The sequence below is a fragment of the Paenibacillus montanisoli genome (assembly GCF_003268025.1).
Lineage (GTDB): Bacteria > Bacillota > Bacilli > Paenibacillales > Paenibacillaceae > Paenibacillus_Z > Paenibacillus_Z montanisoli.
In genome coordinates, this window is sequence record NZ_QLUW01000001.1 from 1491398 (window position 1) to 1507822 (window position 16425).

General features: G+C 56.1%; 13 protein-coding genes. All 13 read left to right on the top strand.

Going from position 1 to position 16425, the window contains the following annotated elements; translation table 11 throughout:
* Positions 1–20: 20 nt before the first annotated feature.
* The 13 genes from DL346_RS06650 to def all read left to right on the top strand — a co-directional run bounded on the left by DL346_RS06650 (position 21) and on the right by def (position 16425).
* Positions 21–2813: a calcium-translocating P-type ATPase, SERCA-type gene (locus tag DL346_RS06650; RefSeq protein ID WP_112881237.1), complete on the top strand. Its 2793-nt coding sequence runs from the start codon at positions 21–23 to the stop codon at positions 2811–2813.
* Between the two features lie 118 nt (positions 2814–2931).
* A complete protein-coding gene (locus tag DL346_RS06655) occupies positions 2932–3948 on the top strand; it encodes a MerR family transcriptional regulator (protein ID WP_112881238.1) in 1017 nt (338 codons plus the stop codon).
* Between the two features lie 66 nt (positions 3949–4014).
* Positions 4015–4716: a class I SAM-dependent methyltransferase gene (locus DL346_RS06660; protein ID WP_112881239.1), complete on the top strand. Its 702-nt coding sequence runs from the start codon at positions 4015–4017 to the stop codon at positions 4714–4716.
* A 958-nt stretch (positions 4717–5674) separates the two neighbouring features.
* Positions 5675–6511: a diaminopimelate epimerase gene (gene dapF, locus DL346_RS06665; protein WP_112881240.1), complete on the top strand. Its 837-nt coding sequence runs from the start codon at positions 5675–5677 to the stop codon at positions 6509–6511.
* A gap of 24 nt (positions 6512–6535) precedes the next feature.
* Positions 6536–8431 (top strand): bifunctional homocysteine S-methyltransferase/methylenetetrahydrofolate reductase, encoded by a 1896-nt coding sequence (locus DL346_RS06670; protein WP_112881241.1) that lies wholly within the window; start codon positions 6536–6538, stop codon positions 8429–8431.
* A 311-nt stretch (positions 8432–8742) separates the two neighbouring features.
* Positions 8743–9003, top strand: a complete 261-nt coding sequence (remA, locus tag DL346_RS06675; protein WP_020615370.1) for an extracellular matrix/biofilm regulator RemA — start codon at positions 8743–8745, stop codon at positions 9001–9003.
* A gap of 17 nt (positions 9004–9020) precedes the next feature.
* Entirely contained in the window at positions 9021–9638 is a 618-nt protein-coding gene (gene gmk / locus DL346_RS06680) for a guanylate kinase (RefSeq protein WP_112881242.1), read from the top strand.
* A gap of 21 nt (positions 9639–9659) precedes the next feature.
* The gene (gene rpoZ, locus DL346_RS06685; RefSeq protein WP_112881243.1) at positions 9660–9869 is read left to right on the top strand and encodes a DNA-directed RNA polymerase subunit omega; all 210 of its coding nucleotides are present in this window, start codon (positions 9660–9662) and stop codon (positions 9867–9869) included.
* Between the two features lie 131 nt (positions 9870–10000).
* Entirely contained in the window at positions 10001–10327 is a 327-nt protein-coding gene (locus tag DL346_RS06690; protein WP_112881244.1) for an ArsR/SmtB family transcription factor, read from the top strand.
* Positions 10328–10441: 114 nt separating this feature from the next.
* On the top strand, positions 10442–12049 hold the full coding sequence (locus tag DL346_RS06695) for a SulP family inorganic anion transporter (protein ID WP_112881245.1): 1608 nt from the start codon (positions 10442–10444) through the stop codon (positions 12047–12049).
* Between the two features lie 112 nt (positions 12050–12161).
* Entirely contained in the window at positions 12162–13382 is a 1221-nt protein-coding gene (gene coaBC, locus DL346_RS06700) for a bifunctional phosphopantothenoylcysteine decarboxylase/phosphopantothenate--cysteine ligase CoaBC (protein WP_112881246.1), read from the top strand.
* Positions 13379–15910, top strand: a complete 2532-nt coding sequence (gene priA / locus DL346_RS06705) for a primosomal protein N' (RefSeq protein ID WP_112881247.1) — start codon at positions 13379–13381, stop codon at positions 15908–15910. The genes coaBC and priA overlap by 4 nt, the downstream gene beginning before the upstream one ends.
* Before the next feature lie 29 nt (positions 15911–15939).
* Positions 15940–16425, top strand: coding sequence for a peptide deformylase (gene def, locus DL346_RS06710; RefSeq protein ID WP_112881248.1), 486 nt, complete (start codon positions 15940–15942; stop codon positions 16423–16425).

Genomic DNA, 16425 nt, shown 5'->3' on the forward strand with positions numbered 1-16425 from the left:
TAACAGGAGGGAGACGGGGCATGGAACATAGGAAGTGGCATCAAATGGAAACAAACGAGCTTACGGAGGCGCTTCAATCTTCTTTGGATACCGGTCTGACGCCAAGCGTTGCGGCGGAACGGTTGCAGCAAGTCGGGCGCAATGAGCTGACGGAGGGCAAGAAGGTGTCTCCGGTCAAGCTGTTCCTCGGCCAGTTCAAAGATTTTATGGTGCTGGTGCTGATGGGGGCGACGCTGATTTCCGGCTTGCTCGGCGAATATTTGGATGCGATTACGATCGTCGCCATCATCGTCCTGAACGCCATACTGGGCTTCGTTCAGGAATTTCGGGCGGAAAAATCGCTTCGCGCGCTGAAGGCGCTGTCCGCGCCGCTTGCCAAAACGCTGCGCGGCGGCGAATCCGTTATCGTACCGGCCAGCGAGCTTGTGCCGGGCGACATCGTCGAGCTTGAAAGCGGCGACCGGATTCCGGCCGACATCCGCTTTATCGAAGCGAACAGCTGCTACGCCGAGGAGTCGGCGCTTACCGGCGAATCCGTTCCGGTCAGCAAGCACAGCGATGTGATCGCAGCTGAGGAGCTTCCGCTCGGGGACATGAGAAACATCGGATTCATGGGCACGATGGTCACCCGCGGAACGGCGAAAGGCATCGTCGTCCGAACGGGCATGGGAACCGAAATGGGCAAAATCGCGAATTTGATCCAGCAAACGGAATCGATGGAAACGCCGCTGCAGCACCGCTTGGAGCAGCTGGGCAAAATTTTGATCATTGTGGCTTTGGCGCTTACGGTCATGGTTGTCTTAGCTGGCATTCTGCACGGACAACCTGCTTATGAAATGTTCCTTGCCGGGGTAAGCCTTGCGGTTGCCGCCATTCCGGAAGGGCTTCCGGCCATCGTGACGATCGCTCTTGCGCTCGGCGTGCAGCGTATGATCAAACGGCGGGCTATCGTGCGCAAGCTGCCGTCCGTCGAAACGCTCGGGTGCGCCTCCGTCATCTGTTCGGACAAGACAGGGACGCTGACCCAGAACAAAATGACCGTTACGAAGCTTTGGATCGGCGGCCATGCAATGGACGTTACGGGCGAAGGGTACGAGCCGACAGGCTCCTGCTATGAAGGCGGGAAAGCGGTCGATATCAAGCATCACCTGCCGCTTCGCAGATTGCTGCAAATCGCCGCGCTATGCAACAATGCCGTCGTTTCCCGAATTGACGACGAGCAGGAAGCAAAGCGCAAAAAGTCCAAAACGACGTTCGTTCAGGATGAGTGGGTGCTGAAGGGCGACCCGACGGAGGGAGCGCTGACGGTCCTTGCATCCAAGCTTGGCGTCACGGCGAAATCGCTCGAAGGCCTCTATCAGCGCGTTAAGGAATTCCCGTTCGATTCGGAGCGGAAGCGGATGTCGGTGCTCGTCAGCCACCAAGGCGGGCGGCTCATCTGTACGAAGGGCGCGCCGGACATGCTGATGGAACAGTGCAACTATATTTTGTGGGACGGCAAGGTCGTTCCGTTCACGGCGACGCTGAAGCAGAAGGTGACGAATGCAGGCGAGGACATGGCGCAATCGGCGCTTCGCGTGCTCGGCTTTGCCTACCGGGATCTGCGTCCGCACGATGCGGCTGATGCGGATGCCGACGTGGAAAACCAGCTTATCTTCGTCGGACTCTCCGGCATGATCGATCCGCCGCGCCGCGAGGTTCGCGAATCGATCGCCAACTGCCGCCGCGCCGGCATCAAAACGATCATGATCACCGGCGACCACCAGTTAACGGCCGAAGCGATCGCAGGGCAGCTCGGCATCATGCCGCGCGGCGGGATTGCCGTGAGCGGCCAGCAGCTAAACGGAATGAATGAGGAACAACTGGACCGGCTCATCGACAATATTTATGTGTATGCGAGGGTTTCTCCGGAGCATAAATTGCGGATCGTCAAAGCGCTGCAGCGTAAAGGGCATGTCGTGGCGATGACCGGCGACGGCGTTAACGATGCGCCTGCGATCAAGGCGGCGGATATCGGGATCGCGATGGGGATTACGGGTACCGACGTCTCCAAGGAAGCTTCTTCCCTCGTGCTGAGCGACGATAACTTCTCCAGCATCGTGGCGGCTATCGAGGAAGGCCGGGGCATTTATGAAAATATCCGCAAATTCATCCGATACCTGCTGGCTTCGAACGTAGGCGAAATATTGGTTATGTTCTTGGCGATGATGGCCGGATTGCCATTGCCGCTCGTGCCGATTCAAATCTTATGGGTCAACCTCGTCACCGACGGTCTGCCGGCGATGGCGCTCGGCGTCGATCAGGCGGAGAAGGATCTGATGCAGCAGAAACCGAGGTCTGCAAAAGAGAATATATTCGCTCGCAGGCTTGGATGGAAAATCATCAGCCGCGGCATTTTGATCGGCGTTTGTACGCTGGCTGCGTTCTGGATCACGCTGAAATCCGGTCCGAACACGCCGGCCAATCTGGTTCATGCGCAAACAGTAGCCTTCGCGACTCTCGTCATGGCGCAGCTCATCCATGTTTTCGACTGCCGCAGCTCCAGGTCGATTTTCCACCGGAACATTCTGCAAAACAAATACTTGCTGTTCGCGGTGCTGTCATCCGTTATCCTCATGCTCGGCGTACTCTATATCGATGCGCTGCAGCCGATTTTCAAAACGGTGCCGCTTAACTTCCGCGACTGGTGCCTCGTCATGGTGGCTGCGGGCATCCCAACCTTCATGATGGGTATCGGCAGCGTGCTCGGCACGACTGAGAAGAAGAAAAAATCGAATTGGCCGCTTAGCGGGCCAAAGTCGGTAACGAGATAACCGCTAAAGTCTGAGCAGGTCGGGTCATACCCGCCGCTCAGGCTTTTTTTTGCGTTTGCGAGGGATTAATCTTCACCTTAGGTTATGGTTTATACTGGCTTAAGGAGGCTCTAATGCGATGAAAATCAATGATTTGGCCAAACAGCTGAATATTACGCAGCGGGCGATTCGCTTATATGAGGCGAAGGGGCTGCTTAAGCCGCAGCGCGGCGAAGATAACGGCTACCGGTACTATACCGACTTGGATGCCTGGCGGCTGCAGACCATTTCGGCGCTGCGGGAAATCGGGCTCAGCTTGGAGCAGATCAAATCGCTGCTCGTGAAGCTGGAGCAAGGCGATTCGGCGACCGTGCACCATTATCTCGAGCTGCAGCGCATGGCGCTGGCCGCCAAATGGGTGGAATGGAAATACGCCATCGGGATGCTGGACGAGCTGATCGCGAGGTTTGAATCGAAGGGACGGCTCGATATGACGGACCTGTTTCAGCTGGCTGGGGAGCTGAAGCAAATCCATCATAGCCAAGCGAGCTGGCTGGATGAATGGGGGTTTGACCGGCTGGCCGCTGAGTTTGACCGTTCCTCGGCCAAGCACTCCGCCGGATCGGCGCTGTCGCAGAAGGAATACGAGACCGCGCTCGATTTTGTCGTGCAGTGGATAGCTCCGAAACCGGGAGAGCAGGGGATTGATATCGGGACAGGAACAGGCAATTTGGCGGGAAAGCTTCTGGCCCAAGGCGCGTTGATGTCGGCCGTCGACCAGTCGAAAGAAATGCTGGCAAGATGCAGAGAGAAATTCCCGGGGATAACGGCTAAGCTTGGGAATGCGATGGCGCTCCCTTATACGGACAAACAGTTTGCTTTTATCGTTTCAGCGTTCGCCTTGCATCATCTTGACGCCCGTCAGCAGCTGCTCGCGCTCGCGGAAATGGACCGGGTGCTGATGCCGGCCGGACGGATTTGCGTTGCGGGTTTGATGATGGATGGCAGAACTACGGCGATCCCCGAGCTTGACTCGACGAAGCACCCGACCGATCGCGGCAACCTGCTGGAGTGGTTCCGAAATCGGGATTATATCACGGTTTCCCATGGTGTCAATGAATGGATTCATGTCGTGTATGCGGTTCGCAAGCATTGACTTGACCTTCACCTAAGGTCAGGCCGTACCCTTGCCTGGAAGCCAATATCGGGAGGGAACCCTCGCATGCCAGATCATGACTCTATTTATCAGTTTGAGGCCGAACGCTATGAACGGCTCGTATCGAGAGAAGATGTCGAAGGGAATTTGTTGAAAACGATTCGTAAAATCGTCCCGGACGCCTCCGCGATGAACGCCGCCGATATAGGTGCCGGTACCGGCCGCGTAACGGCGCTTCTTGCGCCGCTTGTCCGGAGCGTCACCGCGATCGACAGCTCCGCCGCCATGCTGGAGCGGGCATCGCTCAAGCTTTCCGCGGGAGGCTATGCCAATTGGCAAACGAAAGCCGGCAGCCATGATTGCTTGCCTCTCGAGACGGACGCGATCGACCTTCTTACGGCAGGATGGACCATCTGCTACTGCACTAGTTCGACGATCGAGGATTGGCGGGAGCAGCTCGACCGTATCATGACCGAAATCCGCCGCGTTCTAAAACCGGGAGGCACGGCGATCATCTTCGAAAATTTCGGCACAGGCTCATCCGTCCCCAATCCGCCGGATTTTTTAACGGGCTATTTTGCCGCTCTCGAGATGGACTACGACTTCCATCATGAAGCGATACGCACCGATTATCGCTTCGAATCCTTTGAAGAAGCGCTCGCGCTTACCGGCTTCTTCTTCGGCGATTGGCTTGCCGACATCGTCTCATCAAGCGGCTCCCGCGACTTGCCCGAATGGACCGGCGTCTGGTGGAGACGGTTCGATTAAACCTCGGTATCTGATATTTACTGAGGCTATCGCCGCCAAAAGAACCGGCGGCTCGGATTGCCGGGGGCGGCGAAGCTGCCCCCCTGGCTATCCCCCCAAACTAACTTCGGCGCCAAAAGAACCGGCGGCTCGGATTGCCGGGGTCGGCGAAGCTGCCCCCCTGGCAATCCACCCAAACTAACTTCGCCGCCAAAGAACCGGCGGCTCGGATTGCCGGGGGCGGCGAAGCTGCCCCCCTGGCTATCCCCCCAAACTAACTTCGCCGCCAAAAGAACCGGCGGCCTAAGATTGCCGGGGTCGGCGAAGCTGCCCCCCTGGCAATCCCCCCAAACTAACTTCGCCGCCAAAAGAACCGGCGGCCCAGATTGCCGGGGTCGGCGAAGCTGCTCCCCTGGCAATCCCACCCAAACTAACTTCGCCGCCAAAGAACCGGCGGCCTAAGATTGCCGGGGTCGGCGAAGCTGCCCCCCTGGCAATCCCCCCAAACTAACTTCGCCGCCAAAGAACCGGCGGCCCGGATTGCCGGGGTCGGCGAAGCTGCCCCCCTGGCAATCCAATCCTAGCGCCAAAAGTAAAGCGTGTCCCGAATGGGACGAAAGCGAGTCCAAGCTCGCATTCCCATCCACGCGTCTCTGCTAGGCATCACGTTCCCATGTGTCCCGCAAGGGACAACAGGCCGATCGCAAGCGCCAAAAGTCAAGCGTGTCCCGAATGGGACGAAAGCGAATTCCAAGCACGCATGACCCCGGGGGCGGTTCTCTGCCGCACAGACGTTATGCCATCCGGGTGTCCAGAGGGCGGAGCCCTTGGGGTCCCCCTTAGAAAAGGGGGATTTAGGGGGATGTAAATGCAACAAAGTGATGCAAAAATGCAAAGATTAAGGTACACTAAATAAATTATAATGTTCCTTAGCAAGTAAATCAGATGATTTCGGTCGGATAAAAGGAGCGCAAGCAAGATGAACTTTACAAAGATGCATGGATTGGGAAATGATTTTATCGTCGTAGCAGGCGAAACGCAGCTGCCGGAGAATGCGGCACAATTGGCAGAACGGCTCTGCAACCGCTTTTTCGGCATTGGCGCCGACGGACTCGTATATATACTACCTTCGGAAAATGCGGACTTCCGGATGAGGATCATCAACTCTGACGGATCCGAAGCGGAGCAGTGCGGCAACGCCATTCGCTGCGTAGCGAAATACGTGTACGACAACGGCTTGACGGATAAAGAAACGCTGACGATCGAGACGCTCGGCGCGGGCGTGCAGGAAGTTCAGCTGACTGTTGACAACGGCAAAGCCGTGCTCGTACGCGTGAACATGGGCCAGCCGATCCTTGAAGGGCTGAAGGTGCCGACGACGATCGACGCCAACCCGGTGATCAACCAATCGATCGAAGTAGACGGCCGCGAGTTCAAGTTTACGGCCGTTTCGATGGGCAACCCGCACTGCGTCATCTACGTGGACGACGCGGTCAACTTCGACCTGAACGCATGGGGGCCGAAGCTCGAAGTGCATCCGCTGTTCCCTCGTAAAATCAACGTGGAATTCGTAACGGTCCGCTCCAAGGACTTCACCGATATGCGCGTTTGGGAGCGCGGCGCAGGCCCGACGCTGGCTTGCGGAACGGGCGCTTGCGCGACAGTAGTCGCATCCGTGCTGAATGGATTCACGGATCGCAAAGCGACGGTATCGCTAAAAGGCGGCGAGCTGTTGATCGAATGGAATGAAGAGAACAACTATGTATATATGACGGGCCCTGCAGCCGAAGTGTATCGGGGGACAGTAACCGTCTAAGGCTGAAATGAAGGAGTTTTGACAATGAAACCGGATTTGCGGGAAGCGCTAGGTGCGCGCATCTTGACCGGGGACGGCGCGATGGGAACCTACCTGTATGGGATGGGGTTCCCTGTCGGCGTTTCATACGAAGAATTTAACGTGCTGCGTCCCGAAGTCATCGCGGACGTGCACCGTCGATATTACGAAGCAGGGGCGCGGGTCATCGAGACGAACACGTTCTCGGCGAACCTGGCCAGCCTCTCGAATTATGGGCTGGATAACCAGGTTGAGGCGATTAACCGCGCTGGCGTGCAGATCGCAAGAGCCGCGGTCGGAAGCGATGCGTACATTGTCGGCGCGGTCGGTTCGATTCGTGCCGGCAAACGCAGAAATATCGGCATGCAGCAGCTCGAGCAGTTGTTCGCGCAACAGATCGACGCGCTTCTCGGTGCAGGCGCCGATGGCATTTTGCTGGAGACGTTCTATGACTTAGAAGAAGCATTGCTCGCACTGCGCATTGCGCGCAAGCTGTCCAATGTGCCGGTCCTCTGCCAGTTTGCGGTTGAGAAAGAGGCTGTGACGCTGGACGGACAACCGCTCGCAGCGGCCTTCGACAGGCTGCGGCAGGAAGGCGCCGATGTCGTCGGCTTCAACTGCAGAAGCGGCCCGAACGGCATTCTGAGGGCGATCGACTCGATCGTCGGCGACGTCGAATTGCCGTTGTCGGTCTTTCCAAACGCGGGCATTCCGGATTATGTGGACGGTAAGTATAAGTTTTCGGCGACGCCGGAGTACTTCGCCGAATCCGCCCGCAAATTCGCGGACCGCGGCGCTCGGATTATAGGCGGATGCTGCGGTACGACGCCGGCGCATATCGCGGCAATCGCGAAGGCGCTGGACGGCTACGCGCCCCAGCCGGTCGAAGCGGATGCGGTCCAACCTGCGGTTCAGCCCGAAGCGATCGTCGTTCAACCGGCCGTGGCACCTGAACCCGGTCCGATCAAAGCAGCCGAAGCCGGCGGCATTATAGAGGCTGAGCCGAACATCGTGGAGCTCGTGAAACAGCGCCACACGGTTATCGTAGAGCTTGACCCGCCGCGAGACCTGAACATTCAGAAGTTCATGGACGGCGCAAAGGCGCTCAAAGCGTGCAAAGCGGACGCCGTAACGATGGCCGACAATTCGCTGGCCGTCACGCGCATGAGCAACATTGCGCTTGCATCGCTCCTTCAACAGCAGGTCGGCATTCGTCCGCTCGTGCATATCGCCTGCCGTGACCGCAACTTGATCGGTACGCAGTCGCATATGATGGGGCTTGATGCGCTCGGTATCGACCATGTGCTTGCCGTGACGGGCGATCCCGCGAGATTCGGCGACCTGCCGGACTCAAGCTCCGTATACGATTTGACGTCGTTCGAAATGATCCGCATGATCAAGCAGCTGAACGAGGGCGTTGCATTCTCGGGCAAGCCGCTGAAGCAGAAGGCGAACTTCATCACAGGGGCTGCGTTCAATCCGAATGTCAAATATTTGGATAAGGCGATCGCGCGTCTGGAGAAGAAAATCGATTCCGGGGCCGACTATATCATGACGCAGCCGGTGTACGACAACGAGCTGATTATTCGGATCGCGGAAGCGACGAAGCATCTGTCCGTGCCGATTTTTATCGGCATCATGCCGCTGGCAAGCGGACGGAACGCCGAATATTTGCACAACGAGGTGCCGGGCATCCAGCTGTCAGACGAGGTCCGCAAGCGGATGGCGGGCCTGGAAGGCGAAGAAGGCCGAGCGGAAGGCGTGAAAATCGCCGAAGAACTGCTAGATACCGCGCTTGAGCATTTCAATGGCATCTATCTGATTACGCCGTTTATGTTCTATGACATGACAGTCAAGCTGACGGAATACGTATGGCAAAAAACGAGAGAAAAAACGGGTTAACCTCGTTTTTTCTCTCGTTTACGCTTTAACACTTGTTCGACTAAAGAAAATGAATTAGAATAGTCAATGGATGCACTTGCCATGCCGCTTCGAATGCGATAGAATAGGTGACCTGACTGTCACTGAGGGGATCGCAAGCAATCGGCTGGCCGAACGTATGCTCCGGACATTTTTCGTCAAGAATAATGCAATATTCTGTCATTATGAATCAAGGTTTTTGGCAGAAGATTAGACTCCATCATTCTTGCGCTTATCTATACATCGTGTTCAATTGCATGATCATGCACGGGAGATACCGGAGGGGAACAAACATGGCCATTAAGCTCATCAATATCGGATTCGGAAACATCGTTTCCGCCAATCGCATTATTTCGATTGTCAGTCCGGAATCGGCGCCGATTAAACGAATTATTCAAGAAGCACGCGACCGCCATATGCTCATCGACGCGACATACGGACGGCGCACACGCGCTGTCATTATTACGGACAGCGATCACGTCATTCTATCCGCCGTGCAGCCGGAGACAGTCGCGCACAGGCTATCGACCAAGGATGACGATCACGACGAATAACGGTGACGGGGAGTATTATGAAAAAGGGATTGTTAATCGTTTTATCCGGCCCATCGGGCGTAGGCAAGGGGACGGTCTGTTCCGAACTTCGGCATAAGCAGAGCGACCTCGTGTATTCCGTTTCGGCCACAACTCGCGCACCCCGCACGGGGGAGATTGACGGCATTAATTATTTCTTCAAGACGCGCGAGCAATTTCAAGAAATGATCGCGAACGACGCGCTTCTCGAGCATGCGGAGTATGTAGGCAACTATTACGGCACGCCCCGCGATTTCGTTGAGCGTACGCTGGAATCGGGGAAGGACATCATTCTTGAAATTGAAGTGCAAGGCGCTTTAAAGGTGAAAGAGAAGTTTCCTCAAGGTGTCTTTATTTTCTTGGTGCCGCCATCCCTGGATGTGCTCAAGCAGCGAATTACAGGACGCGGGACGGAGAATGCCGATATTATTGACCATCGCATGACCGTCGCGGTGGAAGAAATGAATCTGATTCATTATTACGATTATGCGGTCGTCAACGACCAGATTGATGCAGCATGTCATCGCATACAGAGCATTATCGTCGCGGAGCATTGCCGTCGCGACCGGTTTATCGAAGAGCTTGAGGAAGTAAAAGAAGCTTCCGAGAAAGCCTAGCATGAGTGAGGTGAGGGAACGTTGTTATATCCATCGATCGATGAAATGATGAAGAAAGTTGACAGCAAGTATTCCTTGGTAGTTGCGGCATCCCGCCGTGCAAGAATGCTTCGCGACGGCAGCAAGACCGAAATTCGCACGCCAAAGTCCCATAAACACGTCGGCGTTGCGCTCGAGGAGATCTACCACGACATTCTGGTCGTCGAGAGCACGCTGAATAAGAAAGACTAGTTTCGCATCCATTCGACTTCATCAACATTCCAGTAAGGTCACTGTCTCGATTTTTGAGGAGTGGCCTTATTTGATTAACGGGACAAAGGCCATTTGATCCCAACACTACGGTTAAAGGGGAATATAATGTTGTGAACCTTGAACTGCAACAGTTTAAAGCGGAGTTTTTTAAAGCGCTGGCCCATCCGATGCGGATCCGGATATTGGAGGTGCTGTCGGAAGGCGACCGGACGGTGAACGAAATTCAATCCATCATCGGAAGCGAAGGCTCGGCGGTATCCCAGCAGCTTGCGATCCTGCGCAGCAAGAACGTCGTATATGGCAGTAAAGACGGCACGACCGTCATCTATAGCCTGCGCGACCCCTTAGTAAAGGATCTGTTAAGCGTGGCCAAGCGCATCTTCGACAATCACTTGGTCGGTACGATCACGATGCTTGAAAATATGCGCACGGAATGATAGCAGAAAACAACTAATCAATGCCTAAGAGGCGTTGATTTTTTTTGTGCTCGGAGTTATTATTTCTCCATATATTCAAATATTCAAATATTATAAGAAAAGAAGGGTTCCAGTATGAAATGGTCGGGCAGATTCGAAGGGTATCGCTTGGAATCGTTGCGGCGGGATATCGTTTCGGGCTTGATTGTCGGGATCGTCGCGATCCCGCTGGCGATGTCTTTTGCTATTGCTTCAGGCGTAAACCCGCAATTCGGCATTTATACGACGGTTATTGCAGGCTTTCTCATTTCATTGCTCGGGGGATCGAAATTTCAGATTGGCGGGCCGACCGGAGCGTTTATTCCAATCCTGCTCGGCATCGTGCTGCAATATGGATATGAGAAATTGTTGATCGCCGGCATGCTTGCAGGGGTTATGCTGGTTCTCATGGGGATTTTCAAGCTTGGCGTTCTGATTCAATTCATTCCTCGCCCTGTCACCATCGGTTTTACGGCAGGCATCGCCGTTATTATCTTCTCCGGACAGATCTCTAATTTCCTCGGGCTCCGCGGCATCGAGCGGCACGATGATTTTCTCTCAAACCTAGGGGAAATCCTTTCGCACCTGTCAACCATCAATATGTACAGCGTAGCGACCGCGTTTATCTGCTTGATCATCATGCTTCTCATGCCTAGGTATCTTCCGAAGGTCCCCGCTTCGCTTCTAGGACTCCTCATCTCAACCATTGTATCGGTTCTGTTCTTTCATGGGAAAGTGACGACGATCGGTTCGGCTTACGGCTCGATTCCAAGCTCGTTCCCAGTGCTTGTTATTCCCCATTTAACGTTTGAAACCGTGATTCAGCTGCTGCAGCCGGCTTTTGTAATCGCCATGCTTGGCGGCATTGAATCTCTGCTGTCCGCCGTTGTCGCAGACGGCATGACCGGCACCAAACACAACAGCAACCGGGAGTTGATCGGGCAAGGGATCGCCAATCTGGCGGCTCCGCTATTCGGCGGAATTCCGGCTACGGGAGCGATTGCGCGCACGGCAACCAATATTAAGAGCGGGGCCGCTTCGCCGGTTTCAGGCATGGTCCATGGGGTAGCCGTGCTGCTCATACTATTGCTGTTCGCGCCGCTTGCATCCGACATTCCGCTCGCCGCCATGGCGCCCATTCTTATGGTCGTTGCTTGGAATATGAGCGAGCGTAAACATTTCGTTCAAGTGCTTCGGCTGAAGACGAGCGATTCTCTTATCATGGCGGCAACCTTTCTCCTCACCGTTCTGACGAACCTGACTACGGCAGTCGAGCTGGGGCTTCTCATGGCGGCTATTATTTTTGTGTATCGCATGAGGAGCGCATTAACCGTAACTAGAGTGCAGCTTGATCAGAGATCTTCGCAGATCAGCATCATTACGATCGAAGGTCCGCTTTTCTTTGGTGCGGCAAGCAGATTTGAGGAGCTATTCAAGCCCTCGATGCCTCCGAAGCCGAACGTGACGATTCTACAAATGGCGGGCGTTCCTTTCATCGATTCAACAGGTGAACATAAACTGGACATGATCGTCGATCGGATCCATCGGGATGGCGGTTCGGTCGTTTTAGCCGGGATTCAAAAACAGCCGCTGCAATTATTGCAAGCTAGCGGATTGGCCCTGAAGATTGGGGAAGCGAATATCGTGGAGCATCCGGACGAAGCGCTGCACGTCGCGATTCATAGAAAGGATACCGGCAAATAACTAGATTTATTCGGTGCACAGGTTGAACAATTTGACAGGATGGTTATGATAGAAAGAGCATGTTTTAAAAGAGTTTTTATTTCGGATGCAAGTGTGCGAGGAGAGTGCTTAGATGCTGAAAGGGAAAACGATCGTGCTTGGGATCTCCGGCGGAATCGCGGCGTATAAAGCGGCGACGGTATGCAGCAGATTGGTGCAAGCGGGAGCGAATGTGCGCGTCATCATGACGGAATCGGCAACGAAGTTCATCACGCCGCTTACCTTGCAAACCTTGTCGCGCCATACGGTTTATACCGATACGTTCGATGAATTCGATCCCGCCGTCGTAGCGCATATCAATATCGCCGACAGCGCGGATCTCGTCGTGATCGCGCCGGCCACTGCGAACGTGCTTGCCAAGATGGCGAACGGGCTCGCCGACGATATGCTGAGCACAACGCTGCTTGCGACAACGGCGCCGATTCTTGTCGCGCCTGCGATGAACGTGCATATGTACGACCATCCGGCCGTTCAGCACAACATGGAGGTGCTCGCGGAGCGCGGCGTTCGCTTTGTGGAGCCGGGCACCGGGCTGCTTGCATGCGGTTATGTCGGCAAAGGGCGGCTTGCGGAGCCGGAAGATATCGTGCATGCCGTGCAGCAATGGTTCGCGCACAGCCAGGATTTGGCCGGCAAGTCCGTGCTGGTCACGGCGGGCGGAACGGTTGAACGGCTGGACCCGGTACGCTTCCTGACGAACGATTCCTCGGGCAAAATGGGCTTCGCTCTAGCGGAAGCAGCGGCAAATCGCGGCGCGGATGTCACGCTCGTCGCGGCGCGAACTACGTCGGAGCCTATCCAAGGCGTAAACGTCGTCCGCGTCGAATCGGCCGAGCAAATGCTGCAGGCGGTGCTGGAGCGATACGATACGGCGGACTTGGTTATTAAAGCCGCTGCTGTAGCGGATTACCGTCCGGCCGTTCGCGCGAACAGCAAAATCAAGAAGAGCGAAGAGAAGCTCGTTCTTGAGCTGGAGCGGACGACGGATATATTGAAGACGCTCGGCGAGCGGAAGAAGCATCAGTTTCTGGTCGGTTTTGCGGCTGAAACGGAGCAGATCGAGCGGTACGCCATGGACAAGCTCACGAGGAAACGCTGCGATCTCGTTGTCGCCAATGATGTTTCGCAAGAAGGCGCAGGGTTCAACGTCGATACGAACATCGTGCATATCTATGGCGAAGAAGGCCTGGTGGAGGCCTTGCCGATGCTGCAAAAGCGGGAAGTCGCGGACCGGTTGCTAGGTGTTATCGTTAATCGTATGAAGGCGAAGACGGCCAAGGAGGCCGCCGAATGATTGCGAAAGTCATTGTGGATGTGCCGAGCCGCGCGACGGATCGGCCTTTTGATTATGCAATTCCGGCGGACCTGTATGGCTGGGTAGAGATCGGAAGCCGCGTAGGCGTGCCGTTCGGCGGCCGCGTCCTGCAAGGCTTCGTGATCGGGCTGGCAGAGTTTGCCGACATCGACGAAAGCAAGCTGAAGCCGATTGCCGAGCTGCTCGACCATATTCCGCCGTTATCGCCGGATTTGGTTGAGCTGGCGCAATGGATCAGCGACAAATACTGCTGTGCTCTAACGACGGCTCTGCAGGCGATGATTCCGTCGGCGCTCAAAGGGAAAGCGGACTCCGTTGTGACTCTCTCCGAGGACGAGGACACGGCCTTGTTCTCGAATGCCGTATACAGTGAGGCGCCGTGGCTTGCTTATATTCGGGCGAGCAGCGGTCCTGTTCGCATGGCGGCATTGCAGGAACGGTTTCCTGCGGACGCGGCGGCCATTAAGCAAGCGGTCAAACTTGGCGCGCTGACCGAGCAGGTTTCGATCCGGGATCGGCTTGCCGTCCGCAAAGCGCTGACCGTGTTTCCGCCGGAGCAAGCAGCGCTCGCGCAGGAGGCGCTGGCGAATTACCCGGCCCGAGCGGCCAAGCAGCGGGACGTGCTGCGCTATATGCTGGAGCATCCCGAACCGATCGCGCTGACCGCGCTCGTGGAGGCGCTGTCCACGACATCCGCTACGATTCGGGCGGTCGCGGACAAAGGCTGGATTACGATCCGCGAGGTAGAGCAGCAGCGCGATCCTTACGCGGGCCGCGATTTCAAGCAGACCGAGCCGCTTCCGTTAACGGAGGGACAGCAGGCCGTCTATGAGGAGATCGCGGAAGCGCTGGATGCCGAGTCATCCCGCGTATTTCTGCTTCACGGCGTAACCGGCAGCGGCAAAACGGAGGTTTATCTGCAAACGATCGAACGTTGTTTGCAGCACGAACGCCAAGCGATCGTGCTCGTGCCGGAGATCGCGCTCACGCCGCAGATGGTCGAGCGGTTCAAAGGCCGTTTCGGAGATTCCGTAGCCGTGCTGCACAGCCGCCTCTCAAGCGGCGAGCGGTACGACGAATGGCGTAAAATCCGCGAGGGACGGGCCCAAGTCGCGGTAGGCGCAAGATCGGCGGTATTTGCTCCGTTTCCGCGCGTCGGCTTGATCATTATCGACGAAGAGCATGAATCCTCCTATAAGCAGGAAGAGAGTCCGAAGTATCATGCGCGGGACGTGGCGGTAAGGCGTGCAAGGCAGCATGGCGCGTCGGTCGTGTTGGGTTCGGCAACCCCGTCGCTTGAAAGCTATGCAGCGGCTTCCCGAGTGCTCTCGCCAACGCAGACGGACGCTTCGGCGAGCTCTAGAACACCAGGCGGAGCTGCGCTGCTTGCGATGCCAAACCGAGTGGGCAACCGGCCGCTGCCTAAGGTTCATCTGATCGATATGCGGGAGGAGCTTAAAGCGGGCAACCGGTCGATGTTCAGCCGGCAGCTCCACGAAGCGCTGCTGGACCGTCTGGAGAAAGGCGAGCAGTCTGTGCTCCTTCTGAACCGCAGAGGTTATTCCACCTTCGTCATGTGCCGCTCTTGCGGATACACCGCGCAGTGCCCTCATTGCGATATCTCGCTGACCTATCATCAGAAATCCCGCGTCATGCGCTGCCACTATTGCGGCCACGCCGAACAAGCGCCGGAGAAATGCCCTTCGTGCGAGAGCGAGCACATCCGTTTTTTTGGGACGGGCACGCAGCGGGTGGAGGAGGAGCTGGCCAAACTGTTTCCCGGCATTCGCGTCATTCGCATGGACGTGGATACGACGACCGAGAAGGGCTCGCACGAGAAATGGCTCACGATGTTCGGCGAACGCAAAGCGGATGTGCTGCTCGGCACCCAGATGGTGGCGAAAGGGCTCGATTTTCCATACGTTACATTGGTAGGGGTCATTGCGGCGGATACTTCACTGCATTTGCCGGATTTTCGGGCGGCGGAGAAGACGTTTCAGCTTCTGACGCAGGTCGCGGGGCGGGCAGGGAGACATGAGCTCCCGGGCGAGGTTGTCATTCAAACGTACAACCCGGACCATTATGCGATCGTGACGGCTCAGCATCATGACTACGCCGGGTTTGTGCAGGAAGAATTGAAGCATCGCCGCTTCATGTCATACCCGCCTTTCTGCCGCTTGATCGTCGTGACGTTGTCGGATGAGCAGCTGACGCATTTGATCACGGCTGGCGACAAGCTGGCCGCGACGCTTCGCCAGCTCGCTTACGAGTCCGGCGTGAAGGGCTCGATCGACAGTGACGGCACGCGGTTTATCGATATATTAGGGCCAGTCGCCTCTCCGATTCCTAGGATGAAAGATCGCTATCGTTTTCAATGTATGGTAAAATATCGTGGAAACGCAGGGGCGATCGAGCTGCTGAAGAAAGCGATCGCGATGCTGTCGGGGCCGCAGGGTCAGCCGCCGGTGCAGTTAAGCGTGGATGTCGATCCGCAAGTTATTTTATAAGAGGATTGTTTATTATAGGAGGTTTGACGATGGCTATTCGACTGATTGTACAAGATCCGGATCCGGTGCTGCGCGAACGCGCTGCCCAAGTGACCAAGTTTAACGCAAATTTGCATAAATTGCTTCGCGATATGGCTGAAACGATGTACGATGCGGAAGGGGTTGGCCTCGCGGCGCCGCAGGTGGGCATTTCCAAACGAGTAATCGTGGTCGATGTAGGCGACGATCACGGTTTGATCGAAATGGTCAACCCGGAAATCATCGAGGCATCCGGCGAGCAGCTCGGACCTGAAGGTTGCCTCAGCATCCAGAAGCTGAGCGGCGATGTCCGGAGAGCGCAGAAAATAAAAGTGAGAGGGCAGGACCGCAACGGCGCGACGTTCGAGATGGAAGCGTCCGATTTCCTGGCGCGCGCGTTCCAGCATGAGGTGGACCATTTGAACGGCGTATTGTTTACGGATATCGCCGAATCGATCTATGATTCCGCCAACCGCCCTCCACGGGACGGAGAGTGA

Bases quoted from the DNA above. Each gene is read 5' to 3' on its own strand.
- DL346_RS06650 (WP_112881237.1), top strand. From the start codon at position 21: ATGGAACATAGGAAGTGGCATCAAATGGAAACAAACGAGCTTACGGAG.
- DL346_RS06655 (WP_112881238.1), top strand. From the start codon at position 2,932: ATGAAAATCAATGATTTGGCCAAACAGCTGAATATTACGCAGCGGGCG.
- DL346_RS06660 (WP_112881239.1), top strand. From the start codon at position 4,015: ATGCCAGATCATGACTCTATTTATCAGTTTGAGGCCGAACGCTATGAA.
- dapF (WP_112881240.1), top strand. From the start codon at position 5,675: ATGAACTTTACAAAGATGCATGGATTGGGAAATGATTTTATCGTCGTA.
- DL346_RS06670 (WP_112881241.1), top strand. From the start codon at position 6,536: ATGAAACCGGATTTGCGGGAAGCGCTAGGTGCGCGCATCTTGACCGGG.
- remA (WP_020615370.1), top strand. From the start codon at position 8,743: ATGGCCATTAAGCTCATCAATATCGGATTCGGAAACATCGTTTCCGCC.
- gmk (WP_112881242.1), top strand. From the start codon at position 9,021: ATGAAAAAGGGATTGTTAATCGTTTTATCCGGCCCATCGGGCGTAGGC.
- DL346_RS06695 (WP_112881245.1), top strand. From the start codon at position 10,442: ATGAAATGGTCGGGCAGATTCGAAGGGTATCGCTTGGAATCGTTGCGG.
- coaBC (WP_112881246.1), top strand. From the start codon at position 12,162: ATGCTGAAAGGGAAAACGATCGTGCTTGGGATCTCCGGCGGAATCGCG.
- priA (WP_112881247.1), top strand. From the start codon at position 13,379: ATGATTGCGAAAGTCATTGTGGATGTGCCGAGCCGCGCGACGGATCGG.
- def (WP_112881248.1), top strand. From the start codon at position 15,940: ATGGCTATTCGACTGATTGTACAAGATCCGGATCCGGTGCTGCGCGAA.